This window comes from Methanobrevibacter sp. (genome assembly GCF_045646205.1).
Taxonomy (GTDB): domain Archaea; phylum Methanobacteriota; class Methanobacteria; order Methanobacteriales; family Methanobacteriaceae; genus Methanocatella.
On sequence record NZ_JAZRKF010000004.1, the window covers coordinates 1 to 25,808 of the forward strand.

20 protein-coding genes, 1 tRNA gene and 1 other RNA gene are annotated in these 25,808 nt (G+C 34.2%); 5 read left to right on the forward strand and 17 right to left on the reverse strand.

Annotation, left to right across the window (positions count from 1 at the left end):
- A partial coding sequence (locus ACKI44_RS00755; protein ID WP_407420809.1) for a transposase occupies positions 1-202 on the forward strand: 202 nt, incomplete at its 5' end.
- A 166-nt stretch (positions 203-368) separates the two neighbouring features.
- On the opposite strand, the gene ACKI44_RS00760 is transcribed toward ACKI44_RS00755, so the two are convergent.
- Both ACKI44_RS00760 and ACKI44_RS00765 read right to left on the reverse strand, forming a co-directional pair.
- A complete protein-coding gene (locus ACKI44_RS00760; RefSeq protein ID WP_407420810.1) occupies positions 369-554 on the reverse strand; it encodes a DUF2115 family protein in 186 nt (61 codons plus the stop codon).
- Positions 555-654: 100 nt separating this feature from the next.
- Positions 655-1,779, reverse strand: a complete 1,125-nt coding sequence (locus ACKI44_RS00765) for an acyltransferase (protein ID WP_407420811.1) — start codon at positions 1,777-1,779, stop codon at positions 655-657.
- Between the two features lie 87 nt (positions 1,780-1,866).
- Here ACKI44_RS00765 and ACKI44_RS00770 point away from each other — a divergent pair, with 87 nt between their 5' ends.
- Positions 1,867-2,001, forward strand: a complete 135-nt coding sequence (locus tag ACKI44_RS00770) for a hypothetical protein (RefSeq protein WP_407420812.1) — start codon at positions 1,867-1,869, stop codon at positions 1,999-2,001.
- Positions 2,002-2,015: 14 nt separating this feature from the next.
- Here ACKI44_RS00770 and ACKI44_RS00775 read toward each other — a convergent pair whose 3' ends face one another.
- The 9 genes from ACKI44_RS00775 to ACKI44_RS00815 all read right to left on the reverse strand — a co-directional run bounded on the left by ACKI44_RS00775 (position 2,016) and on the right by ACKI44_RS00815 (position 5,989).
- Positions 2,016-2,588, reverse strand: a complete 573-nt coding sequence (locus ACKI44_RS00775; protein WP_407420813.1) for a DUF2115 family protein — start codon at positions 2,586-2,588, stop codon at positions 2,016-2,018.
- A 286-nt stretch (positions 2,589-2,874) separates the two neighbouring features.
- Positions 2,875-3,252 carry a HEPN domain-containing protein gene (locus ACKI44_RS00780; RefSeq protein ID WP_407420814.1) on the reverse strand — a complete coding sequence of 126 codons (378 nt, stop codon included), beginning with the start codon at positions 3,250-3,252 and terminating at the stop codon, positions 2,875-2,877.
- 12 nt (positions 3,253-3,264) lie between these two features.
- On the reverse strand, positions 3,265-3,576 hold the full coding sequence (locus tag ACKI44_RS00785; protein WP_407420815.1) for a hypothetical protein: 312 nt from the start codon (positions 3,574-3,576) through the stop codon (positions 3,265-3,267).
- Positions 3,577-3,728: 152 nt separating this feature from the next.
- A complete protein-coding gene (locus ACKI44_RS00790; protein WP_407420816.1) occupies positions 3,729-4,013 on the reverse strand; it encodes a DUF86 domain-containing protein in 285 nt (94 codons plus the stop codon).
- Between the two features lie 35 nt (positions 4,014-4,048).
- Positions 4,049-4,348, reverse strand: coding sequence for a nucleotidyltransferase family protein (locus ACKI44_RS00795; RefSeq protein ID WP_407420817.1), 300 nt, complete (start codon positions 4,346-4,348; stop codon positions 4,049-4,051).
- 147 nt (positions 4,349-4,495) lie between these two features.
- An RNA gene (gene rnpB, locus ACKI44_RS00800) (RNase P RNA component) lies at positions 4,496-4,775 on the reverse strand.
- A gap of 21 nt (positions 4,776-4,796) precedes the next feature.
- A tRNA-Met gene (locus ACKI44_RS00805) sits at positions 4,797-4,871 on the reverse strand.
- Between the two features lie 201 nt (positions 4,872-5,072).
- Positions 5,073-5,576, reverse strand: a complete 504-nt coding sequence (locus ACKI44_RS00810; RefSeq protein ID WP_407420818.1) for a hypothetical protein — start codon at positions 5,574-5,576, stop codon at positions 5,073-5,075.
- 8 nt (positions 5,577-5,584) lie between these two features.
- Positions 5,585-5,989 (reverse strand): hypothetical protein, encoded by a 405-nt coding sequence (locus ACKI44_RS00815; RefSeq protein ID WP_407420877.1) that lies wholly within the window; start codon positions 5,987-5,989, stop codon positions 5,585-5,587.
- An 84-nt stretch (positions 5,990-6,073) separates the two neighbouring features.
- Here ACKI44_RS00815 and map point away from each other — a divergent pair, with 84 nt between their 5' ends.
- Positions 6,074-6,991 (forward strand): type II methionyl aminopeptidase, encoded by a 918-nt coding sequence (gene map / locus ACKI44_RS00820; protein WP_407420819.1) that lies wholly within the window; start codon positions 6,074-6,076, stop codon positions 6,989-6,991.
- Positions 6,992-7,188: 197 nt separating this feature from the next.
- Here the strand turns inward: map and frhB are convergent, their stop codons facing one another.
- From frhB to frhD (ACKI44_RS00845), 5 genes are all read right to left on the reverse strand, one after another.
- Positions 7,189-8,040, reverse strand: coding sequence for a coenzyme F420 hydrogenase subunit beta (gene frhB / locus ACKI44_RS00825; protein ID WP_407420820.1), 852 nt, complete (start codon positions 8,038-8,040; stop codon positions 7,189-7,191).
- Positions 8,041-8,051: 11 nt separating this feature from the next.
- Positions 8,052-8,897, reverse strand: a complete 846-nt coding sequence (frhG, locus tag ACKI44_RS00830) for a coenzyme F420 hydrogenase subunit gamma (RefSeq protein ID WP_407420821.1) — start codon at positions 8,895-8,897, stop codon at positions 8,052-8,054.
- The gene (gene frhD, locus ACKI44_RS00835; RefSeq protein WP_407420822.1) at positions 8,897-9,466 is read right to left on the reverse strand and encodes a coenzyme F420-reducing hydrogenase, FrhD protein; all 570 of its coding nucleotides are present in this window, start codon (positions 9,464-9,466) and stop codon (positions 8,897-8,899) included. The genes frhG and frhD (ACKI44_RS00835) overlap by 1 nt, the downstream gene beginning before the upstream one ends.
- Positions 9,467-9,484: 18 nt before the next feature.
- Positions 9,485-10,699 carry a coenzyme F420 hydrogenase subunit alpha gene (gene frhA, locus ACKI44_RS00840; protein ID WP_407420823.1) on the reverse strand — a complete coding sequence of 405 codons (1,215 nt, stop codon included), beginning with the start codon at positions 10,697-10,699 and terminating at the stop codon, positions 9,485-9,487.
- A 411-nt stretch (positions 10,700-11,110) separates the two neighbouring features.
- Positions 11,111-11,674, reverse strand: coding sequence for a coenzyme F420-reducing hydrogenase, FrhD protein (frhD, locus tag ACKI44_RS00845; RefSeq protein WP_407420824.1), 564 nt, complete (start codon positions 11,672-11,674; stop codon positions 11,111-11,113).
- Between the two features lie 147 nt (positions 11,675-11,821).
- Between frhD (ACKI44_RS00845) and ACKI44_RS00850 the strand changes: the two genes are divergently transcribed.
- Together ACKI44_RS00850 and ACKI44_RS00855 are read left to right on the forward strand one after the other, a co-directional pair.
- Positions 11,822-12,313, forward strand: coding sequence for an endoglucanase (locus tag ACKI44_RS00850; protein ID WP_407420825.1), 492 nt, complete (start codon positions 11,822-11,824; stop codon positions 12,311-12,313).
- Between the two features lie 119 nt (positions 12,314-12,432).
- Positions 12,433-13,917 (forward strand): MFS transporter, encoded by a 1,485-nt coding sequence (locus ACKI44_RS00855; RefSeq protein ID WP_407420826.1) that lies wholly within the window; start codon positions 12,433-12,435, stop codon positions 13,915-13,917.
- Here the strand turns inward: ACKI44_RS00855 and ACKI44_RS00860 are convergent.
- Positions 13,907-25,753: an amino acid adenylation domain-containing protein gene (locus tag ACKI44_RS00860; protein ID WP_407420827.1), complete on the reverse strand. Its 11,847-nt coding sequence runs from the start codon at positions 25,751-25,753 to the stop codon at positions 13,907-13,909. The genes ACKI44_RS00855 and ACKI44_RS00860 overlap by 11 nt on opposite strands.
- Positions 25,754-25,808 lie beyond the last annotated feature (55 nt).

Consider the following 25,808-nt stretch of genomic DNA (forward strand, 5'->3'; position numbering starts at 1 on the left):
TTTAATATATCTTCCACCATACTCCCCTCACTTAAATCCAATTGAACAAATTTGGAGACAAATGAAAAGAGAAATAAAACATTATTATCTTGAATCAAAAGAATTTTTACATGAATTAACTATAAAAACCTATGAAGAATCTATTTTAGATACAAAAGTTTATGACAAATGGTTTGAAACATATATACCAAAAGTTTGGTAATTAACTATAATAATATCAAAATAAAAATATATAAATTTTCATAAAATATCCCCAAATAACCATAAAAAGCCTTTTTAACCGAAATAGCAACATTTCAAAATAATATGGTAAAAATTTAACGGAACAAGTCATCAAATTATCAAAAAATGAAAAGCTAAAAACTGTCTCATGCATTAAATGTCCGGATTCTGTTTAGAATGCAATAGTGACAGGTTGCATTGACATTATCCATATGCTTTTCCTTAACCGGACAGAAATACTCCCCATTTATTTCTACAACTTTCAAATTTCCGGGAAATTCGCTTCCAACATGATGTATCGGCTCTTCTGTGATGTATGTTACATATACCATATAATAGTTTATATTAAATAACTGATTTTATGTTACAACAACTTGGCGGATTACAATAATAAGTGAAACTAGCGCATTTAACATTAAAAAAAAGAAAAAATTAACTATTTAAATTTAAATAGTTATTAAATTTTGAATATACATTTTTTTCGAATTTGGCCAGCCTAGATTTAACTTTTAATGCTCTGAATAATAATTCTCTCACCCAATCGACTAAAGAACAGGCAACAAATATTCCCAATCCAATAAGAATGACTCCAATAACCAACGAAATAGGATCCATACTAGCTAAAAATTCAAATCTGCCATCAAAATAGAAATGCGCTAATGACATGTTATTATGTATCAGATAAACACCAAAACAAACTGGAGTAAAGAATTTAATAACAGATATGACTGATGATTTAGTAATATTTATATTCTTGAAGACACAGAAGAGTGCAATACCACCTACAAAGTATAATGCAGATGAATAACAGTTAAATGAATATAAAGCAAAACCCGGTTCTATTAAACCTACTGATTCAAGCACGAATCTAATTGCCCAAGACAATAACATGCACACAATATAAATTAAAGCCCATTTGTAAGTTTTAAACTTTTTAAATATTTCATATTTATGTATAATGCCTCCAGTATAATATAAAACTACAAACCACAAAATACTGTATCCCTGATTGAGATTTAATGCCTGATCCTGATTTAAAATTGTCGGCAATAGTGAAAATATAATAAATAAAGTTAAAAATACTGTCAAATCCTGTTTTTTATCAAAATGTTTTAATCCCAAGTTTACAAATGGGGAAAGTAAAAACATACCTACATATGCGGAGAAGAACCAATATCTACTGAATTGACCTTTAGTGAAAAAGGTAGGAATAATTGATTTCCAATAGTGCTCCAAACCAATTTCATTAGGAACCATGAATTTAAGAGCAATAATAATAATTATTGAATAGAATAAAACTTCCGCCCACAATGTTAATAAGTGATAATATTTAGTTTCCTTACCATAATAAACATAACCCGTAATTAAAACAAAACAATTGACAGCAACCAATAAAAATGACTCTAATAGCCATGCAGATTCATACTGAATAGAAAAAGGAACTGCTGCAGCAAGTATACCTCCCTGACCAAGTATATGAACCATTGGAACCATCAACATAGATACAATTCGCAATAAATCAATCGCATAGTCTCTTTGACTTTTAACAATGTTCAAAATCCAACCTCCTTTTTTAAAAAATATAAAAATTATATTTAAATATTTATATTATTCTATATATGGCCAACCACTTAAATAATTAATATGAAATGTAGAAAAATACTCTGTAAAATAAGAATGATCAACATTAATAGACAGTTAAGAACAACTCACCAAAAATCTGGTGGTACCTATCAAAAACATCCGAAGACCACATTCATTTCCACAGTTCATTTTTGAAAATAGATAATTCATTAAACATTAGGGTTCTGTTTAGCAATGCAATAGTGACAGGTTGCATTGACATTATCCATATGTTTTTCCTTAACCGGACAGAAATACTCCCCATTTATCTCTACAACTTTCAGATTTCCGGGAAATTCGCTTCCAACATGGTGTATCGGCTCTTCTGTGATGTATGTTACATACAATGAAATGACGGCATAAACTAATGGAAATTTATCTCCTTCAAAACCAGGCAATGCCTCTTTTTCAAACATTCTCTCAAGAATTGGAAACGTTTCATCAAAAGACTCTTTATCAATCTCTGAATCATCATAATCCTCTAAAGCTATAAGTTCTTTAATGCGCAATATGAAATTTTTGATATAGATTTCCAGGAAGTGTTCACGATACTCTTCATCGAGATATTCCCCTTCTTTTCGCATGCGTTGTGAAAGTTCCATTAAGTCATAGACGCTAATTGTATTTGCGTATTTTTTAAGTATGTCCATCAATTCACTTTTTTTAATAGTATTCTGTGAGGACAATTCTTTTAACTCTATCAGAATGTCTTCAGATTCCATAGTATTTATATTACTTTTCATTAATTAAAAATATTTTTTGAAAGCATCACTAATTTTCATGGAATACAGTTAAAAGTAGTAATGATTAATGGAACATCGTAATCCGATTCTGTAAAAAATCATGAATTGAATTTTCATTACCGATTTCATAATTATCCCCATTATATTGAATGCACCTATAAAAAAGATTATTCAATATATTGAAAAGTATGGAAAATTATAATTTTAAACTTAAGCAATCCTCTTAAACTGGAAGTTATCTATCAAAAATAGCTAAAGGCTACCATCATTTTGACATTATCTTCAATTACATAACAGGTTTTATGAAATCCTTAGAATAATCAACGAAAGTTACAGTTTTTTCAAATACCTCACGGGCAAGCTCTTCTGTGAAAATATCCAGATTCACTCTGAAAAATTCAGTATGCAGCTCTTTAGTCTTACAGTAGAATCTGAATAACTCCCTATCAAACAAATCAGTATCAACAAAATTGATTTTAAACAGATATATCAGTCCCTCATGAGTTTTGCATTCAATGTTTTTAGATATTAATAATGCTTTAATAACTGAAAACATAGCTAAAAAACAGGAAAGGACAATAAAATCATAATCTTCAATTTCAAAACAAATATCACATACATCCAGATGACTATCCGCTTTTTTAAACCATGCATTGATTATCATAATATCACCAAATTATGTGTGGACTTCCTGATTTTTATAGGCGCTTAAAAGAGGATGTGCCTTTAAGACATATTTCTCACAGCCATCATAACTCGCTCTTTCAAACCAGGTATATTCATCAATGATCAACTGAATATCTTCAAAATTGGAGCTGCCCCATCCATTATCATATTCAACATCCAACTTTTCTTTAACACCTTCAGATGTTATTATTTCCCCCTTAAAAAGAACAGTCACATCATCTAAATCTAAATCATACTTATTTAAAATAGAAATTGTTTCATCCAACAAGTTTTTTGAATTATCAGTTTTAACTAACCACATAATATCACCATGATTAATTAAACCTTAAACTCTAAAAATATACAATTCAAGTAATGGTTAAGGTTTGAATTAATTAATATTCATATTTAAGAGCAAGTACTAAAAAAAATGGGAGAGTTACGTAAAAATCGGCCAAAGTAATTTTAGAACGATTAAACTAATTTTTCAAGATATTCTTTAAGATAAGGAATATCATTTTGAATAGTTTCCCAAACAATCTCATCAATAACTTTTTCATAATGATGAGCATGAATAATTCTCATACCTACGATTTCACTCCATGGAATTTCAGAATGAGCATCTAAAAATTCATCAGATAATCTTTTAACATAATCACCAATTTGCATTATGATAAATGAACATGTATTCTGATAATGAATATTTGACATGAATATTTCTTCATCATTGCCAAAATACTCAACTGTATCCTGCATCATATTACAATATTCAATGAGTTTTTTTAACAGCTTTCTCATCTTTCTTGTTCATATAATAAGACCTCATCATTTCTGATTGATGAAAGAAATTCTTTATTTGAACTGCCCTTACTAATTAAATCGACATGACAACCAAATTCCTTTTCCAAATCATTAACTAATGACACATATTGAATTAAACCATTTAAATTTCCTTTATCCATTACGAAATCCAAATCGCTATCTTCATCAGCAGTACCTTTAGCATAGGAACCAAAAAGGCTAAAACTAATTACTCCATACTCACGAACAATAGGAATAACTCTTTTTTTAATTTCTTCAATTGTATATGTCATTTCAATCAATGATTAAAAAAATTCTTTGGTTAATTAAATATAAAGTGAAGTAATTTATAATATGAAATTAAATATTATTAAATCTTTTGAAAGTGCATAATTGTGAACACACCATTTATATAAAAAAGAAAATAATTAATATTCATGGCCTGTTAAGAGTAACCCACCTTCTGTTTTAACAGCATTCATCTTAGCGAACTACCTTGCCTACAACAGTGATCATCAGCAACTTTGCTCTTGCATCTTATGGGATAGCCGTTTCACCGATTCTTTTAATGTCCTCAATTAAATATCATCGTCAACCATTAAAAGCCGTGTCGTTTCTGCTCCATTGCCATGCTTCTCAGCATACATCTTTCAATGCCATAATCTGTGTGATGGGCGGAGTTTCCTTAGTTAAAATAACCAGCAGCTGTCTTTAACTTGCCATGAAAATTATAATTAAAAGTAGCAGGGCCTAGATTTGAACTAGGGATCTCAGGGTTATGAGCCCTGCGGGATCACCAGACTACCCCACCCTGCTATAAAAACAAATTAACATAAATATTTTGTTTAAGATAATATATAAAACTTTCGATAAAATGAAAAATTGAAGATAAAATCAGATATATTCAACTTTAAGAATATTTGAATTAATGAAATTGAATATTACGAATTAATATTCTGGCCAGCAATTACACAATCCTTACTTAGCCCTAAAAAAATAGTGAAAAAAATAAGAGAATTATTTTTCTAAAGCTTCAATTCTCTTATCGATATCATTAAGTTTTTCTTCAGTAGCTTCTTGGAACTCTTTGGATGATTTTTTAAATTCCTGATAATCTTTATCAAGAGCATCAACGGATTTGGTGGTTTCATTGAATTTTGCTTCAAGGTCTTCCAAATCATTAGTTGTTGCAAGTGACCAATCCTTAATCAATTCATCACTTTTCTCATCCAAGAATGCGTCAAGTTTACTGGAAAAAGCATCGGTATTGATGCCGGACATGTCAATGTCGCTTAATTTGACTTTAATCCTTTTGGTCATTGATTCGGATTCTTTTTCTTTTTCCAAATCGTTGTAGTCATTATTTTTACTTATAACTTCACTCATGTGAGCATCAGCATTTGTAGGAACATAACTTTTAAGTTTGTTCATGGTTGCCGGAGTGTTTAACAAGTAATAATAAACTAAAACCAAAATAGCTATTACCAAGATAATTATTGCAACGATTTCTATAATTTCCATAATAACACCTATTTCTGCTTATTGAGTTTTTTCTCCTTAGCTTCGATTTCTTTAAGCATCTTTTCTAACTTTTTCTGTTCGGTTTGTGCTTCCAATCTTGCTAATCTTTCATTTATCTCACTGTGTAAGTATCCGATTTCGTTTCTTACATCAGTGGTTGATTGTCTGATTGCTTTTAGAGAATCCTGTTGGTCTTGTGGTAAAGGAATAGGATTGTCCATTAATCTTTTGGATTCAATGTCTTTTTCTACCATAGACATTTTTTTAAGTTGGATTTCTTTATCAAGCATTTCAACAGATGTTTTAGCTTGAGCGACTTTTCTCCATTGGAAAACAATGATAATAACAACTAATGCAAGAATAATTACCAAAATTAATATAAACGTTTGATCCGGAATAGTCGGAATAGTCATATCCATAATTTGCCTCCACTTAATCTAATATGATAATATATAAATCTTATTAAATATAACATTTATTATTGATAAGTGATAATTATGATTGATTCTTATATACGAGCCGGAAAAATAGTATCTAAAATTCGCTCAGATGCATCAGAAATGATAAAGGAAGGATGTTTAGTCCTGGATTTGGTAGAATATGTTGAAGGAGAAATTTTAAAACAAGGCGCAGGAATCGCATTTCCCTGCAATGTGTCAATCAATGAAGTTGCAGCACATTATACCTCCCCAATAAACGATAAAACAGTTATACATGCTGGAGATATGGTAAAACTAGATTTGGGAGCAGAAGTTGATGGGTGTATTGCTGACTCTGCAGTGACCATACTTGCCGAAGGAAACATTGATGAAAATTACTCCCAGGATGAGATAAACCTCCATGAGGAAATAATTGAAGCCTCAGCAGCAGGTCTTGAAGCTGCAATAGCGACTGTAAGGGCAGGAGTTGAAGTTGGAAAAATCGGAGCAGCAGTTCATGAAGCAATTCAGGACTTTAACTTAAACCCGATATTCAACCTGACCGGACACAGCCTGGAACAGTACAATCTGCATGCGGGAATTTCAATTCCAAATTACGACAATCATGATCCATACGTTTTAGATGAAGGCCAGGCAATAGCTATTGAACCTTTTGCAACAAACGGTGTAGGTTATGTTAATGATGCACCCGCCCATTACATATTTTCATATATGGCAAATAAACCATTCAGAATGAAATCCACACAAAAGGTACTTAACTATATTCAAAACAACAATCAGTACCTGCCTTTCTCAGGAAGATGGATTACAGAAAAATTCGGAGAAAGACGTGGAAACATTGCTCTAAAACAGTTATCAGAAGCAATGGCAATTTATCCTTATGCCCCTCTGAAAGAGAAAAAGGGTTACTTTGTTTCCCAAAAGGAACACACAGTAATTGTAGAAAAAGAGGGCTGTACAGTTACAACACTTTAAAAAAATCAGTCACCATAGATATTGCATTAGATTGAACCGTGATGAATTCAATCTAAGCTTATATCTAACATTACTCTCATAGAAATTAAAAATTTCACAATTATTTTTATGTTAAAAATAGAATATAAAGCTTTTTGAAAGTGAGCGCTTACATACCCACCATAAATCATTAAAAAAAAGAAAAAAAGGAAAGAAGATTAGTAAATAGTAGGGATACGTACTCCCATTTTAGCTCTTCTTTCACGTTCTGCAGTGTTTTTGTCTTTTTTACCTTTAGCTAATTTTTCAAGTAAAGGAAGACCAGGTTTTACATCATCCATTGGTTTGGTTTCAATTAAACCAGCATCAACAGCTGCTTTAAAGATACTGTCACCGTCATCAGTTCTGGTTAAAACAGTTGACCAACCGTCAGGAGAACCTACAGAACCGGTAGATACGTCAGCCCATTCAGCAACGTAATCTTGACATACGTTACATCCAGCTTGTTCATATCCGTGAGTGTCTTTAATAGCTAATCCTTTGTCTTCACCGTCTTTGGTTAACCAGAATTTACCTTTACCGATGTCCATTTTAGTAGCATCAGTTAAAGAGTCAAATCCTAATTTAGCAGTTGCGAAAGTGTCAAGAGAAGCCATAGGGAAGTTTTCCATACAGTAGATACCGATGATTAAGTTTACTTTATCGGTAACGAATCTTGTGAATGGGTAAGCTTTAGCTTTTCTTAAACCTTGTACTTGACATGGAGTTGCAACTACACCGACTTTTTCAAGACCGTTTTGACGTACAGCGTCTTTTAATGCAGATAAAGTTGGGGACATTGAGTATTTGGTTCCAGCAGCTGCAATAACTTCATCGGAAGAAGTTACAACTGTAGGAATTGGTCTCCAATCTTCATCAGGAGTTCCAGCAACAACAGCACCTTCAATGATTCCTTCATCGATTGCGTAACATAATAATGCTGAAACAATTCCTCCATCTTGTGATACGTCTAATATTTTTTGTTCAGTAGACCTTGCAGAAAATGCTTCTTTGTAAGTACCTAATGGCATATCTATTCCTCCTAAAGTCCTGTTTCCTTTTTAATTCTTCCTTCAGGTAACCAAGATCTAGGACACATTACGTAACAAGTTCCACACTTAATACATCTGTCTCTGTCACAGCTAGGTCTACCTTCGGAATAGCCCATTGCCCTTGTTGGACAAGCTAGACCACAAGTTCCACATCCAGAACATAATCCTTGGCGGACTACGTTGGTTAATACATCACAACCACATCCAGCGTTGCATGCAGCTAAATCCATTGCAGGTTTTAAGTAATCTAAATCGCCTTCGCATATTGCGACAACGGTTTTTGCAATCATTTCAGGAGCTACAGGACAACCAGGAAGTGCAGCATCAACTTTTACTAAAGAGCTGATAGGTAAGAATGATTCATGTTTAGGTTGTGCTTGTTGGCCACCACGTGCGTAGGTTGTGAAACAACCTGTAAGTGCACAGGAACCGAATGCAACAATTAAACCTGATTTTTCTCTTGCTTCTAAGAGTTCGTGAACACTGTGTTCATCTTGTAAACAAACAGATCCTTCAATTAAACATACATCCATTTCTGGCATTTCTTCAGCGAAAGTTCCGTGAATCCATTTATCAACTAAAGTTTGTCCGTAAACAATATCAACCATATCGGTTAAAACGGTTGCTAAAATGTCATAGTTTTCGGTTAATGACATTGCATCACCAGTACAACCACTTAAGTGTATGTAACCGATACGTGGTTTTGCTGAAGCAGCTTTAGTTTCTGCAGGAGCTTCTGCTTTTACTTCTTCTTTAACAGGAGCAGCTTCAACTTTTTTCTCTGCTTTTGGTGCTTCATCTGATCCACCGAAAGCTTTTTTCAATTTATCAAACATTATTTTACCCCAATTTCATTTAAAATAATATCTATAGCTTTAGGAACTGCCTTTTCAACGGGTTCTGTTAAACCCATATCAACATCCGGAGTTGGAATTTCTTTTGGTTTGCATCCCACAACAACAACCTCACATTTTTCAGAAATCTTTTGAAGAGGTTCTTCAACAGTCATTCCGTGAGGATTATCATATTTTGCTATTTGCATTACATTAGGATCAAAGACCTCGATAGTTCCAGGTTCTGCATTAAACTCCACAACATCTATAACTATTAACTTTTTCCAGTCATATTGTTCATATAAAGGAAAGAAGTTAGATGGAGCTGCAGTCCCGCCGTCAACAAATTGAACACCATCAGGTAATGAAATAGCTTCAAATTTTTTCTGAATCTGACTTAATATATCTTTATCGAACTCATCCTCCACATAGGATGTTACGATAGGATCATAATAATCATTTTTGTCATCGAAATATTTTTGCAAAAGATTTATGAGAATAGGACCGAATCCATCGTCCTTAAATAAGATGTTCCCACATCCAACAACAATAATATCCGAATCGTAAGGCATTAAAATTATCCTCCAAACTTAGATTTTCACCATTTCATCTTTAAGAATGGATTTATCTTCATCGTCAACTACCATTACGTGAGTAGCACATGATAAACATGGGTCGTAAGCTCTGATAACATGTGGACCAAACTCGTGGTGGAATCCTTCTGTAGCAGGACCCATTGTTGGAATGTTCCAAGTAGTTGGTACAATTGCTGAGTAGAATGCGGTTTTACCTTCAACAACTTTTGCCATGTGTACATCAGTTCCCCTAGGACCTTCGATAACACCAAATCCAAGTTCACCGGTTCCTCTTTTATCGTAACTGACATTAGCAGGTGCTGCAGGATCGATTGCATCTAATGCTTCTAAACAAGCATTGTAGTTTTTCATCATTTCATCTGCACGTGCAACGTGTTGTGCGACTACACCTTTGTCTTTGAAACCTGCGAATTTTTCCATTCTTGCTCTAGGACCAGTTTCAACATTTACACCTTCCCATAATGGAATTACTGAACATGCTCTGGTACCGATTTCAGCATCATCATACCAAGCTTCTGGTAATACTTCGGAGAATTTGCTCATGTCAAATTCGTTGGTACCGTAGGTTGCATCAGCAGCCATTAATGGTTGATTAACTACACCTAAATCATTAGGTAAACCTGCTTCGAGAACACAGTTTTTGATAAATTCAATGTGTGCTTCGAGTTTTGGTTTGAATGCAGTCATTCTTTCGATTAATCTTTCTTTGGTGAATGGAGTAATGTTTCTTGCCATACCACCAACTCTTATATCAGATGGGTGAATACCTTCACCAGCTATCATATCAACAACATACTGTACAGTTTTTCTTACTTCACTTACACTGTTAACTGCATCTGCGAATTTGTCCTCAGGGACAACGTCAGGTGCAACTAAGAAGTGGTGAATTGCTGCACTGTTAATACCGTGTGCTGCTGCGACAGCTTTTCTTAACAATTTACCTGCTTTAGGAATTTCAATACCTAATGCCATGTCCATTGCTTCAGCAGAAGCCAAAGTGTGTGGAATTGGACATACTCCACAAATTCTTTGACAAAGAACAGGTGCGGTTTCAGGAGCTTTGCTAAGAACCATCTTTTCTAAACCCCTTACAGGAGTTATACTAAAATACATACCTTTTGTAACAATCCCTTCGTCGTCAACTTCCATAACCAATTCGGCATGGCCTTCTTGACGAGTTGTAGGAGATATAACTACTCTATCTGTCAAATATGTCACCTTCTTTCGTATTAAAAATTTGTTAATTGAATTAACGATATATATATTTCTTCGAATGTATTAATAAGTGATACTGTCTGACTTAAATAGTAAAGTATAAATAATAAAAAATCAAAGCCGTCTGCGACGAGTAAAATCATTATAAATCGTGTAGAATATTATTAATTTTAAAAATAGTAGTAAAAATTTTAGGTTATACTAAAATAATATAGAAGTAAACCGATATGGAAAATAAGGAAAAAAAACAACGTTAGTAAAATACTTTAATATCGATAGAAAAATAGTTAAAAAATACTAAAAGTAATAAAAAGTATTAATAAGAAAAACAAAGCAATTATAAAAAGTAATAATTAAAATAAAGTAATAAAAAAAGGTAAAAATAAATGAAAAAAGTAATAACAATTATTTTATTTCATTTAATATTAAACGGACTGTTTCAGGAATCGCTTTTTCAACCTCTTCAGTCAGTCCCATATCAACATCGGGAGTCGGAATCTCACCAGGTTTACATCCCACGATAACAACTTCACACTTTTCAGACAGTTCATGAAGAGGTTCCTCTACAGACCATGTGTGAACATTTTCATATTTGTCCCTAGGCATATCGAATGGAGAAAATGTTTTAACGGTTCCAGGCTCAGCGTCAAACTCAACTACATCAACGACAATAACCTTTTCCCAGTATTCATCAGGAAGTGAAAAGATAAAATGAGTTGCGCCGTTTCCCGCATCAATGAATTTTACCTCACCGGTCAAGTCAACGTCACGGACAATGTCTTCAACTTCATCAAGCACCTCTTTAGAAAAGTCATTTTCAATATATGAAATCACCATGGGATCAAAATCATCTTCAGTCTCATTTTCAAAATATTTTTCAAGTAAATTTACAACAATAGGTCCGAACCCATCATCTTTAAAAAGAATGTTTCCGCAACCAACAACAATAGTTTTAGCATGATAAGGCATGAAAAATCCTCCTAAAAATTATTTCAATATAGTAAATTATTTATAGCATTAATATTAAAATTTTTGTATTAACTTAACATTTAAGTATTTAAATAAACAAATATTCAATTAATTGTAGAAATTAAAAAAAACTATGGAGGTGCACCCATGGACAAAGCAAATTTAATTATTTCTATCATTGTTGTATTATGTATTGCAACAGCAGTTGCAGCTTATGGAATCATAAATAATCAAGATGCAATATTTTCAGACTTAGCCAGTATGGACTCAGGTTCTGGAAGTAACGGAAATGGTATCGGAAATAATACATCCAGTACTTCAAACCCTGCTTCTAGTGGAACTGGTTCAGGTTCTAGCGGATCAGGTTCTGGCTCCGGCTCTGGTTCTGGTTCAGGAAGCGGTGGATCCGGAGGGGGATCTGGCGGAGGATCCGGTGGTGGATCCGGAAGTGGTACTTATCACAGTTCATCCCAAATTAGAGCTATAGCACAAGACCACATTGGAGTATCCGGTTGTTATGCTGGAACACCATACTATTCCAACGGTTATTGGTATGTTACTATTTACAACAGTACTGATGACAGTGTTGTAGATGGTTTAGAAATTAATGATAGAACAGGTGCTGTAGGTAGAGCATAATTTTAAATTTACCTACAATTTTTTATTTTTTATTTTACTTTTTAATGAAACAACAAGAAACTAATTTTTTAGAAAACAATAACTAAAAAATAAATAATAGATTTTTAAAAAATATTACTATGAGTGAAAATAAAAAAAAATACAAAGGGACATACTTTATTTCTTCAATTTCATTAACATCTGCTGTTGTTGAATATGGAATATCCTCAATTTTTATTTTATCTTTACTCTATGTATTACACTTTTCAACACCATTAGCATCACAGACTTATGCTTATTATTATGGATTAGCATACCTTTTACCTATTTTAATAGGATATCTTTCTGATAAATACCTAAGCAAGTCCCGTGCTTTAACAATAGGATTCGTTGTAATGATATTGAGTCAGTTCATCCTATCTTTTTCAACATCCCTATATCAGCCAAGCAATATTGAATATAACAGTTATTTCTTCAGTATTCAAAACGTTACATACTCTTTGGGATTGTTATTCCTTGCAGTGGGAGCAGGATTTACCAATCTTTCAATTACCCACATAATAAATTCGATTAATGACAAGGAATCATCAGTTCATGCATTTTCCCTTTATTACCCTATCCTGAATTTGGGAGTTATGCTTGGAGCAATTCTGATGAGCGTAATTATCGGTGAGGAAAATTATCATATGTATAAATGGACTTATCTGCTGTTCGGAATTATCCTGATAATTGGACTGATTGTATTTCATATGCTTAAAAATAAATATCTGGTTGATAATGAAGGCAAATTAATGAAAGACGAACATTCAAAGAATTCCATATGGAAAGAAAGCAACAAACTCCTTGAAAAAGTATCCTCAAAAAGCATTTTAGAAATTGAAAATCTGAATTTGAAAGAAAGATTTTTACTATTCAATAAATCGTTGGATAAAATAGAAAAAGACAGACTGACCGTATTTTTAATATTTTTATTAATCATTATTTTCTACAGGATTGCATATTCTCAAACCAGCATATCCATGGTCTTTTTCATTGATATCTTTGTTGAAAGGAATCTGTATTACTTTGAAGTGCCTGTCCAATTGTTTTTTATGCTCAACCCATTGTTTATTATGCTTTTAAGTCCGATACTTATAAAATTCAACAATATGATAAATGAAAGAAATATCGAATTCGGATTTATTAACAGGACAATAGTTGCATTGTTGGTTATAGTTTTATGTTTTGGAATGTTAAGTGCCTTAGGATATTATTTAGACATAGGAGGCACAGATAAAATCAGCATAATTTGGATTCCGATTGTTGAGCTCCTAGTTGCAATATCTGAATTGCTCTTTTCAATAGCAGGCTACTCTTTAGTCGGTGATTTGGCGCCTGAAAAATATTATTCACTCTTCTTCGGATTGTTTTTAGCAACACGTTCCATTTCCATGTATCTATCAGGCAAATTATCAATTTTATTCCCGACAAATGTAACTCCAGCATACTACATGAATATTCCTATTAACGGACTGATGAACTATTTCCTCATTATCGTGACCATGACTTTAATTGCAGTCGTGATACTCTTTTCTTTAAGAAAAATGCTTAGAAGAAAAATGCATCTTGACAAGCTCATCCAATAATTTCATCTAATTTTTCCTTATCCAACATCTGAAGCAATATTTTAGCGTATAATTTGGCAAAATTAATTCCTGTATCGCTTGCGAACTTATCCGTTTGTTTTACATGGATTACATAACCGTCGTCCAGATCGTTGATTATGCAGAAAAATTCTGAAAAGGCATCGATAATGTCATCTTTTACAACAGTGACATCTCCAATATTGGATACGTCATTCAAATCAAAATTATATTCGAAGAGCACATCATTGTTTAAAGCAAATTCCTGAGCAATAAATCTATACGGATAAACACTATTCAACATTGAATTTATGGTTAAATCTGAGAAATAGCTTAAATAATCTTTAATATTGTCCTTTTTACAGTCTATTAAAACTGGAATCGTACGGGCATACATTCCCAGAGCTTTTTGAGCGTATGCTTCATGACGTCCATGCTCAACAAAATTGTAGAAAACCTTATCGCTTTCAATGAAACGTGAATATGTGTATGCAAAAACAGCATTAAGGAAAGTTCCAACAGTTATATTGTTATTTGCGACGAATTCCTCAACTTTTCTGCGAACACCGTGGAGAGGAAGTGAAATCATAACACTGGATCCATTCGAATCTTTCGCTAGTGCCCCTGCTTTATTAATATCGGCCAATTTGTCAATATAGAAATCATGTGCTGATTCATAATCAGGCCTGAATTTGGATTCGAAAGAATCACGTCCTGCATATACAAAGCCCAAATCAATATCCAAAGACAAATTGTCTTCAAATGCATCAGCCAAATCATTTTTAATTATGTTGAAGCCTACGGCATCATTAATGACATGATGGATATCATAGAATATGTATCTGGAGTCTTTTTTATCTATGATGAAGAAACGTGCCAAAGATTTTCCCAAATCGAATCTTTTAATAAGCTTTGAATAATCGTCATTATCCTTAACTTCAATCAAAGGATAGGAATCACAAATGAAAATAGGCATGTCCCCATCATCCAATATGCGTCCTTTCAAAACAGGATGCTTAGCGATTAAAGCATGAATTGCGGATTTTATTTCATCGATTGATTTATCCTGAGGACATTTAACACGTTCCCAAGTGGAATAGGCTGTTCCCATATCTTTTTCCTTTTCATTCATATAAACTTCCAATTGAGATTCTGACAAATTACTAATAATTCTGTCATCTTTAAAGCGGAAATTAGCTATGAATTCCAGTTCAGACTTAATGTTTTCAATGAATAAGTTGATTTCATCCCCTATGAATGTATTTTCCGCATAGTCTCCGCCGATGTGATATGAATCGTCAACACGGTCAATATTCAAATCGATACCATACACTTCATCATTATCTTCATCGTTTCTGAGCTTAAGGTCTGCTGATTCAAACAATTCGTTTTTAAATACGAATTCAGTGCTTAAGAAATTGAAAGTGACCGGACAGTGTTTATACTCCAATTCCCCAGTTGTGTATATGAGTGAAGAATAGTTCAAACCCAAATTATTTACGTCTCTAAAAGCAGTTTTAAGTTCATAGACATCCTTCATAAGTGAAATATCATCATGACCGTTACTGATATCGACAGGAACAGGATATTGACTTGTAAACCAGCCTACACTGCGATTTAAATCAGCAATGCTTTCATCACGACCATGGGATTCACGATTAAATATTATGTCTCGGCCGTAAGTCTTTTTATAGGCACGGGCTATTGCCAAAGCCCAGTATTCCTCTTCGCTCAGCATCAGCAAATTATCAGCATCATATTCTGCATCAACCGTGAAATTAAAGCCTTTTCCATTTCCTTTAATTTCTGAATCATCCAACAGTCCATTTACTTCAATCCAATGTGCCTTTTCTTTAGGAGAAATTTCGTTTACAAGTTCTTTTACATCATTTACCCAACGTTTATATGGATAAGATTTGACATTACTTATTTCTTTTCCTTCTTTTAAACTAAGATAAATATTGCTTAAGTCAGAAAGCAGTATATTCCAGCTGACCCCATCTACAATCAGGTGATGGCAGACAAAAAGAATATAATCATTATTATCATGAATAAGGCTTACATCAATCAGCTTATTTTCAATGTTTAATGAAGAAACTGATCTCATGTAGATTGCATTAACCTCGCTTTCAAAATCATCCAAAACATCATATTCATTGATTTCGCAAACACAAGCATTTAGAGGAGAAATACTTTGAACCAGAATGTTTTCACTAAGTTTATAGCTTGCACGCAGCATGTCATGAAGGTTAAGAAGTTCATTTAAAGCTTCCTGCAATATATGGACATCAATATTTTCCGTGGATTTCAATAGGAAATGCTGTGAGTATTCATTTTTGTTAATATAATCAAAGAAATAGCTTTGTATAGGAAGAAGATCCACATCTCCTTCAACGAAATCATAGGCTATGTCGGAAACATTTTCTATATTCTGTGCAATTAAATATGGAGTTTTGTAACTTAATATATCCATAGCGCTGCAGGAAATATCATTTTTCTGAAGCAGTAAAATTAAACGAATGGCCGTTATGGAATTTCCACCCAAACGGACAAAGTCATCATATAATCCAATGCCCTTTTGATTAAATACAACTTCAAAAGCATCCACAATCACCTGTTCAATATCGTTTGTGGCACCTACATAATCAGCCTGTAGGTCACCTGCACCGACAGCAGGCAAAGCTTTCCTGTCTACCTTTGAATTGACAGTTAACGGAATTTCATCCAAAAATATAACTGCTGAAGGCACCATATAATCAAGCTTGTTTTTCCTAACGTAACTGCAGATATTGTCCCCGGTAACATCGCCGTTTACATCATCTGCAACCACATAAGCAACCAACTCATTGTTGCCGTCATTACTGATGACCTGAACAGTAACATCCTTAACGTAATCAAGTTCCCGAATACATGATTCCACTTCAGATAGCTCTACACGATTGCCTCTGATTTTTACTTGACCATCACGGCGTGCCAATATGGCCAAAGTGCCGTCAGGCAATACCCTTACAATGTCTCCTGTCCTATATAGAACACCATAACTTCCATCATCAAATGGGTTGTCAATGAATACATCGGCAGTTTCCTTCTTACGGTTCAAATATCCTTTTGCTACCTGGTAACCCGCAAAATAGAGTTCACCTACAGCGCCAATAGGCACACGCCTGTATTCATTATCAAGAACATAGGCCTTGTTATTATAATTCAATTTTCCGATAGAAGAATCATCAATTTTAGATTTTACATCTATTGAAGTATTGAATGCGAAAGCTTCTGTCGGACCATAAGCATCAACTAAAAGATAATCCTCAGGACTTTCAAATTTACCTAATTTCTCACCTGCAACGGTCAAAACCTTAAGAGAGGTATTTTCAGCACTTGCCATGAAAAGCTTACCTACCTGAGTAGTTATGAATGAATGGGTAACATTATGCTTTATGAAATAACTGTTCAATTCAAGCATGTCCAGCCTAATGTCTTCAGGAACTATTGCCAGAGAGGCACCGGAACACAATACTGCTCCAACGACAAAATTGCTTACATCAAAACCGATTGAAGAAAACAATCCAAAGACGTCATCTTCAGCCAAGACATATGAATCAATATAATAGCTGGATACATTAAGAAGAGCTTTTCTAGTGCTTTCAACACCCTTAGGAACACCAGTAGTTCCGCTGGTATATAGAATACATGCCAAATCATTGTAAACTGCAGGCAAAGCGGACAATGTTTTAATATCTTTTTTGAAAATATCTGATATGTTCAGGACTTTAAAAGCATGATTAAAGCTTTTTACATATTCATAGGTTTCATCACTGACAATTACCACCCTGGATTCGGTATCACCCAAAATGAAATCAATATAATTGTATGGATGAGTATTATCCAAAGGAACATAAACAGCACCTGCAGAAAGTATTCCTAAAATGCTGAAAAGATATAATTCAGACCTTTCAACCAAAAATGCAACATTATCTCCTTTTTCAACTCCCAACTCTTTCAAATCATCAGCTATAGATTTGGCAATGAATGCGCCTTCGCCATAGCTATAACTTACATCATTATAAGAAACCAAAGTGTTATCCTGGTTTTTGGAAAGATTGTCATTAAAAGCATCCAAAACATCATCATACTTCAAAACATGCTCTGTTTGATTATAGCTATCCAATAACTTCAAGTCATCATCTGAAATATAGTCAATATCCGCCAATGTATCCTTATCCAATATTTGAGTTAAAATTCTGGAGTATGCCTCAACAAAACGGATTATATTTTCCCTGGAATATTTATCGCTATGATATACGCTGATTACAAAGTCATCTCCGGAATCATTGAGAACACAGAGGAATTGGGAAATCAAATCGACATACCAGTCATCTACAACAAGATTGTCAACATGAGATACATCATTCATGTCAAAATTATATTCGAAAAGTACATTATTATTTAAATTGAATTCTGATGCAAGCAATCTGAAAGGATAAATGCTGTTTACCATACAATCCAATGCCAAATCAGAGAAATACCTCAAATAATTTTCAATAAGATCATCCTGACAATCCACTAAAATCGGAATTGTACGGGTAAACATTCCTGCAGCATTTTGTGCATAATCCTCATGACGTCCATGTTCAGTGAAATTGAAATAAACCTTTTCACTGCCTGCAAATCGGGAATATGTATAAGCGAAAACTGCAGTTAAAACATTTCCTACAGTAATTCCATTAGAATGTGCAAATTCATCCACACGACTTCTGAGATTAGGAATACGGAATGAAACAACACCACTAGTTCCATTGACATCTCTTGGAAATGCATTGACTTCTTCAAGATCGGCCAGTTCATTGGCATAATATTCATGTGCAGATTCATAACTGTTTTCAAATTGGGATTCATATGAATCCTTAAAAGCATTTATAAAGCCCAAATCAATAGGAGCCTCCAATTTACCTTTCAATGCAGCAATTAAATCCCTTTCAATTAATCTGCGGGAGAAAATATCATTGATTACATGATGCACATCATAAAATATTGCCTTCCTGTCCTTTCTGTCAATGATATAGAAATATGAAAGTGATTTTTCAAAGTCAAATTCCCTTACAAGAGCGGATAAATCATCACTGTCAACCACATCAATGTCCGGATTGGCATCACAGATTAAAAGGGGATGAATGTCATTGTCAACTATTCTTCCTTTTAAAATCGGATGTTTGTCGATTACGGCCAAAATAGCTTCCCGGATTTCACTGACCGGCATGTTCAAATCACATTCAAGAATTTTGCAAGTTGAATAGGCTGTGCCCTTATTGTTGACCTTTTCATCCAAGTAGATACCCAACTGGGATTCGGATAAACCTGTGATAATAGCCTTATCCGAGTGAGATATGAACTCCAATTCGGATTTAATATTATCAATGAATTCGGATAAGTGGTCATCAAGGTATGTGCCATCAGAAGATTTACCGTAAACCATATAACCATCATCTGAATTGAAAATATTCAAATCAATACCGTAATGGATATTTTCAGACAATGCTTCACCGATTTTATCATCACCGGTCGGCAGGTCACGTGATTCGAAAAGTTCATTTTTAAATTTGAATTCTGTGCTTAAAAAGTTGAAAGTGACTGGACAGTGCTTATATTTTAATTCTTCGGTAATATATATTAGAGAGAAGTAATTCAATCCCAAATTATTGACTTGCTTGAATGCATTTTTAAGGTTCAATATATCGATCATTAATGATACATCATCATAATTGCCGCTAACTTTAACAGATACAGGATATTGAGTAGTGAACCATCCGACAGTTCTATTAACATTAGCCAATGTTTCATCACGCCCGTGAGATTCACGGTTGAGGATAATGTCTTCGCCATACGTCTTTTTATATGCTCGAACAATTGCCAATGCCAAGAATTCCTCTTCAGACAACATTAAAGAATTATCCGAATCATAGCTGACATCATTTATATTAAAGTTAAAGCGTTTAAATTTACCCTCTATTTCTGAATCGTCCAATAATCCATTCAATTCAATCCAATGCTGCTTTTCATCATCTGAAATATCTTCTACAAAATTCCTGACATCCCTCACCCATGACTTATAAGGATAAGGTCTGATAATGCCAATTTCCCTACCCATAATCAATTGATTGTAGATATAGGTTAAATCATCCAACAATACTGACCAGCTGATTCCGTCAATGATTAAATGGTGAACAACAAATACAAGATATGATTTACCTTCATGGCGGGTGAGACTAACATCCATCAGCCTATCGAAAACATCAAGAGAGTCATTTCCATCGAGAATAATCTTTTCAATGCATTCATCAAAATCGCCGGAAATTTTAATTTCATTTATTTCACAAATTCTTGAGTCCAACGGTAATATTTCCTGTACGGGCTCTCCATTTTCCATTTTAAATGATGCTCTCATCATGTCATGAACATTCGTCAATTCGTCAAAAGCCTTCTGCAGAATATTGATATCCAGATCGCTTTTAGATTCAAGGATGAACTCCTGAGTGTAATTGTTTCTCTTAATCTCATCAAAGTAATATTTCTGAATAGGAAGGAAATCCACTTTGCCTTCAACAGCAGGATAGGAAATCTCATCCACGTCCTTAACATTTTTAGCTATTAAATAAGGAGTTTTATAGTTTAAAATATCTTTTGGATTGCAAATGATACCTTCATTTTGAAGCAATGAAACGATACGAATAGCTTTAATCGAATCTCCGCCCAGATGATAGAAATTATCGTTTATTCCAATACGCCTGACATCCAAGACATCCTCCCAGATTTTAACTATTGACTTTTCAATGTCATTGCTAGGAGGCCTATATTTATTTTTGCTCACTTTAGGCATCGGCAATTTTTTAGTATCGATTTTTCCGTTACTGTTAATTGGAATATAATCGACCTGCATTATTGATGCCGGAATCATGTATGAAATCAGGGAAAGTTCCAAATCATTCAGCAATTTGTCTATATCAATGATCTTATCGGAGACTATGTAAGAGTACAATTGCGTCTTGTTTGGATTAGGTATGGTTACTGCATGATTGATGTCTTTATTTTTTTCAATCTGCTTGTTGACCTCATCAACTTCCACTCTCTGACCGTTAAGTTTAATCTGTGAGTCTATTCTTCCAAGGAAATGTACGTCCCCATCCTTTCCGAGAAATGCCAAATCTCCCGTACAGTACAGTTTGCCTTCACCAAAGGGATTGTCAATGAACACTTTGTCTGTCCGGTCAGGTTTTTTAAGATATCCATCAGATACCTGTTTTCCACCAATGCAAAGTTCTCCAGGAATGCCTATTGGAGACAACTGCCTTTCATTATTTAAGATATAAATTTGAGTATTAACGTTGGCTTTTCCAATAGTGACTTCATCTGAAGGAGGTATTTCCTTAAGACTGACAAATACCGTTGCTTCACAAGGGCCGTAAGCGTTGTACATGATTGGATGATAATTCTGACGAAGTTCCTTTACGAAGTTCTCTGTCAAAATCTCACCGATGAGTATTAACTGGCCCAGACTTTTCATTACCCTGTCAAAGTTAACAAGACCTAAAAACATCTTTAATTTGGCTGGAACAATGTTCAACATTGATTTTTGCCTTATAATGTTTTCAGGGATTTTTGTAAAGTCATAGTTTTCATTAATGACATAGAGATGCATTCCATACAATAAAGGGAAGAGCACTTCAAACAATGATGTGTCAAAGCCAATATTGGTTGTATGATAAAAGACTTCACAGCCCTTGCCTCCGAATCTGTCTTCGGCCGTGACCAGGAAGTTTTCCATGTTCCAATGGGTAATCTGCACCCCTTTAGGAACCCCTGTGGTACCGGAAGTGTGAAGTATGCATAAATAATCATCATGAGTGGATTCAATATCGCCATTATCGTAATCATATATGGATTCCTGCTCCATATTAACAATATCAACATCCTCTACGTCCAGTTCAATGTTGGTAAGAATTACCTTTGCATTGACCTGTTCAATGATATGATTTATCCTTTCTTTAGGAGAAAATGGGCTGACCGGAACATAAACGGCATTTAATTTAATAATACTCAAGAGGCCCACAACCGATTCTATGCTACGGTTGGCAATCAGTACGATATTGTCCTGTTTTTTAACACCACACTTATCTTTCAGGTAATTCGCAAGACTGTTAGTCCTTAAGTTCAGGTCAGTATAGGTCAGAGAGGTCTCGTCACTGGACAAAATGACTTTTTCAGGATATTTTTCCACTTGCTTTTTAAATGAAACAACTATAGGTTCATGTATGACATCCCTGTTGAAACCTGCCATTTTCATTATCATTTCTTCATGTGCAGGAGACAATATTTTTATATCCTTTACTTTTTTATCTATATTTCCACCAATGTTGTCGATTAAATAGATAAAATGTTCTAATACTTCGTTTATCTTATCGAAAGCATAAATGTCCTTATTGTAATCAAATTCAATTGTCAGGTCAGATTCACTGTTCTTTAATTTACATGTCAAATCGAATTTGGATTCGTCCCATTCCACTTCGTTTTCAAATCCATCAGCAGTATTCTGCAGGAATACAATATTGAACAATGGATTGTGGGAACTGCTTGTTGATACATTATGGTCTGCAATAATCTGGTCTATCGTATAATTCTGATTGGCAAATAAGCTTGATAATTCATCTTCAGTTTTAATTAGAGTTTCCTTTAAGGTATCTTCGCTGGATACTGACTGAATGAACGGCAAAGTATTTACAAACATTCCCATAGTACTTTGAACATCAGGGTGGGTTCTTCCGCTTGTTACAGTCCCAATCTGCACATTATCCTCATTGGTGTATTTATGGAGCAATATTACAAACTGGGAAAGGAGCAACTTGTAAATGGTCGTGTTGTTGTCCATGGCAAGCTTTTCTATGGCTTTTTTATCAAGACTGTAAGATATTTTCTCACCATTGAAAGTCTGAACCAACGGCCTGTTGAAATCAGCATAAATCATGCTTCCCGTATCTGAAACCACTTTGTTTTTCCAGTAATCAGCTTCAATAGCCTGCTGTTTTTTAACCCAGAATGTATAGTCCTTATATTGGATTCTTTCCGGATAGATTGGCCTGCCATAATAAGCGTCCCTGATTTTATTGTACAATATGTCATTACTGATTTGGTCTCCCAGAATATGGTGCATATCCCTGAATACATAACATTCCCCTTTGTATTCCAGAACCTTTATTCTAAGGAGAGGTTCATCTTCAAGATTAAACGGGCAAACATAACTGTAGAGCACTTCATCAATATCTGCATCATCATCCAGTTTAACAAAATCTACCTTAATGTCTCTTCTTTCATGGATTTTTTGGATGTATTCTCCATTTTCCACATGCAATGAGGTTCTGAGTATCTCCTCAATGGCAATCACTTTGTTGATTGCATTTTCCAGCCGGTCAACATCCACAGGCTTTTTGAATTTGCGAAGATTCGGCAGATTGTAGTTGGTTAAAGTCGGATCTTTACGATAAAGAACATATAATCTCTTCTGTTGGGAGGACATTGGATACTTATTGGAGCTTACAGGTTTAATTTTTTCTATTTCACTGACTGGAGAGTTATTTTCCAGTAATGATGAAATTTCCCTTATTGTAGGATGATCCATCAAATCAGTGTGCTTCAGCAATACATCGAACTTATGGTAGATGTCCGAATTCAGTTTCATCAACGTTAAAGATGTAAACCCCAATTTAAACAGATTATCCGTAACACCAAAATCCCTGAAGTCCAGAATATCACAGCAGAAATCATACAGAGTTTTTTCGAAATCATTTGCAGGATTTACATTTTCTGTTTCGAATTTTGGTTTAGGGAAACGTTTTCTATCAATTTTACCGCTGGTGGTTTCGGGAAATTCATCCAGCTGGATAAAAAACGTCGGAACCATATATGACGAAAGTATGTTGGCCAGGTAATTTCTCAAGTCTTCGATATCTATTTCTGACTTGGCAGTGAAATATGCGCACAAATGCTTTTCGCTGTTCAATTCCTGAATCATGACAACAACATTCTTGATATCATCATATTTCAGGATAACCTGTTCGATTTCCTCAGGTTCTACCCTTTGGCCCCTTAACTTAATTTGATTGTCAATTCTTCCCTTAATGACTATTTCATTTGACGGAAGCTGAATAGCATTGTCTCCAGACTTATAATAAGGTACGCCATTGATTGTGACAAATACCTCTTTTGTTTTCTCATCCATCTTATAGTAACCTTTACTGACACCAAGTCCTCCGATATAGAGTTCCCCAATAACTCCATAAGGCAGTAATTTAGCGTCAATGTCACGAACATCAGTGATAAAATTCAGCAGCGGCTTTCCGTTGGTAATGTAGTCAGGATTGATAATCTTTTTTGAATTTGAAGTCAGGCTTGTTTCCAAAGGCCCGTAACCGTTATAGACAACTATATCCGCATTCTTTTTAATTGAATCATAGACATTCCTTGTAAATGGCTCTCCTCCACAGCCAACACCGACGAACCTGTTCAGTGCCTGGCAGAATTCAGGAACCTGTAGGTATGACAGAAGCCTTGAAGGAGTCAGGTTAACGAATTCAGGTTCAGTATCTTCAATTAAACGGGCCAGCAATACAATATCCTGGATTTCATCATCATTTGCAAATATTAATTCCATGTCATTGGTCAAAGCAACCAGAATATCCTCTTCTGAAATGTCAAAGGCAATTGAAGAGATTGACAGTAGTTTTTTATAATTTGTCTTGATGTGGACGGTTGTCAAGTTAGATATTCCGCAGTGAGTTGAAATAACACCCTTAGGCTTACCTGTAGATCCTGATGTGTATAAAAGGAATATAGGGGCATCCGGCTTTAAGTCAACCTCCGGAAAACTGGCATCCCCTTCACTTATTAAATCATCGGGATTTATTGCATCCTCAATATCCTCATATGTGACGATATATTTCGAATCACTGTTTTCCTTAATGTAACTCATTTTTTCGTCAGTAAAATTAGCATCCAAAGGAATTGCAACACAACCCGCCTTAATAATTCCTAAAAATGTTGTGATGAGAGTTTTATTACGTTCAAGCAGAAATGCAATTGAACTTCCTTCCTTGAATCCTCTCTTAATTAATGCATTGGCAATTCTATTTGCCTCATCGTTAATCTCCTTAAATGTATATTTTTTACCGCAATTTATTAAAGCAATCTTATCAGGAGTCTTATTGGCCTGTTTTTCCAGCAATTCATTGATTAGAGGATTTCTTTTCAGTTTGAACTTAGGGACAGGCTCTTCTTTCCTGAGCGCAATATCACTGATTTTAAGCTTATCAATTCCACAATCAGCGAATTGAGTGATAACCTTATTGATGCTTCTTAAAAATGACCTCATATAGGAAGTGGTGTATTTGTTTGAATCGAACCTTATTTTTAATGAATTTTCACCAACGAATAAATTGACACCTTCTTCCCCAGCATCAGCATCATCGAAATGGATGTTGAAAAAAGTTTCTCCATCAGCGATATCTGGCTGATTTAAGTATTTCCGGACAGTAACAATATACTCCGACACGGTTTTATCCCTATCTTCATCATTGAACATTAAAAGAGAATCATCAACTCCAATGAAAATTTCCGTAGAGTTGACATACTTCGTCAATGTTATGCATGCTGCGGCCATAATTATCAAATCAAAATCGTTATCAGCACACAATTCATCAATTAAGTGTTTATTTAACGGTATGCTTTCATAAACAATATTCACATCATCATTATTTTTATTAAATGGCAAAAAAGTTGGTTCAAATTCATTCATATTAGTAGTTTTATCCTATGCATTAATAAAATATTACATTTTAAAAAAAATTGAA

Coding starts and splice junctions, on each gene's coding strand:
- ACKI44_RS00760 (WP_407420810.1), bottom strand. CDS start 554: ATGGTATATGTAACATACATCACAGAAGAGCCGATACATCATGTTGGA.
- ACKI44_RS00770 (WP_407420812.1), top strand. CDS start 1,867: ATGAAATGTAGAAAAATACTCTGTAAAATAAGAATGATCAACATTAAT.
- ACKI44_RS00775 (WP_407420813.1), bottom strand. CDS start 2,588: ATGAAAAGTAATATAAATACTATGGAATCTGAAGACATTCTGATAGAG.
- ACKI44_RS00780 (WP_407420814.1), bottom strand. CDS start 3,252: ATGATAATCAATGCATGGTTTAAAAAAGCGGATAGTCATCTGGATGTA.
- ACKI44_RS00785 (WP_407420815.1), bottom strand. CDS start 3,576: ATGTGGTTAGTTAAAACTGATAATTCAAAAAACTTGTTGGATGAAACA.
- ACKI44_RS00790 (WP_407420816.1), bottom strand. CDS start 4,013: ATGATGCAGGATACAGTTGAGTATTTTGGCAATGATGAAGAAATATTC.
- ACKI44_RS00795 (WP_407420817.1), bottom strand. CDS start 4,348: ATGACATATACAATTGAAGAAATTAAAAAAAGAGTTATTCCTATTGTT.
- ACKI44_RS00810 (WP_407420818.1), bottom strand. CDS start 5,576: ATGGAAATTATAGAAATCGTTGCAATAATTATCTTGGTAATAGCTATT.
- ACKI44_RS00815 (WP_407420877.1), bottom strand. CDS start 5,989: ATGACTATTCCGACTATTCCGGATCAAACGTTTATATTAATTTTGGTA.
- map (WP_407420819.1), top strand. CDS start 6,074: ATGATTGATTCTTATATACGAGCCGGAAAAATAGTATCTAAAATTCGC.
- frhB (WP_407420820.1), bottom strand. CDS start 8,040: ATGCCATTAGGTACTTACAAAGAAGCATTTTCTGCAAGGTCTACTGAA.
- frhG (WP_407420821.1), bottom strand. CDS start 8,897: ATGTTTGATAAATTGAAAAAAGCTTTCGGTGGATCAGATGAAGCACCA.
- frhD (WP_407420822.1), bottom strand. CDS start 9,466: ATGCCTTACGATTCGGATATTATTGTTGTTGGATGTGGGAACATCTTA.
- frhD (WP_407420824.1), bottom strand. CDS start 11,674: ATGCCTTATCATGCTAAAACTATTGTTGTTGGTTGCGGAAACATTCTT.
- ACKI44_RS00850 (WP_407420825.1), top strand. CDS start 11,822: ATGGACAAAGCAAATTTAATTATTTCTATCATTGTTGTATTATGTATT.
- ACKI44_RS00855 (WP_407420826.1), top strand. CDS start 12,433: ATGAGTGAAAATAAAAAAAAATACAAAGGGACATACTTTATTTCTTCA.
- ACKI44_RS00860 (WP_407420827.1), bottom strand. CDS start 25,753: ATGAATGAATTTGAACCAACTTTTTTGCCATTTAATAAAAATAATGAT.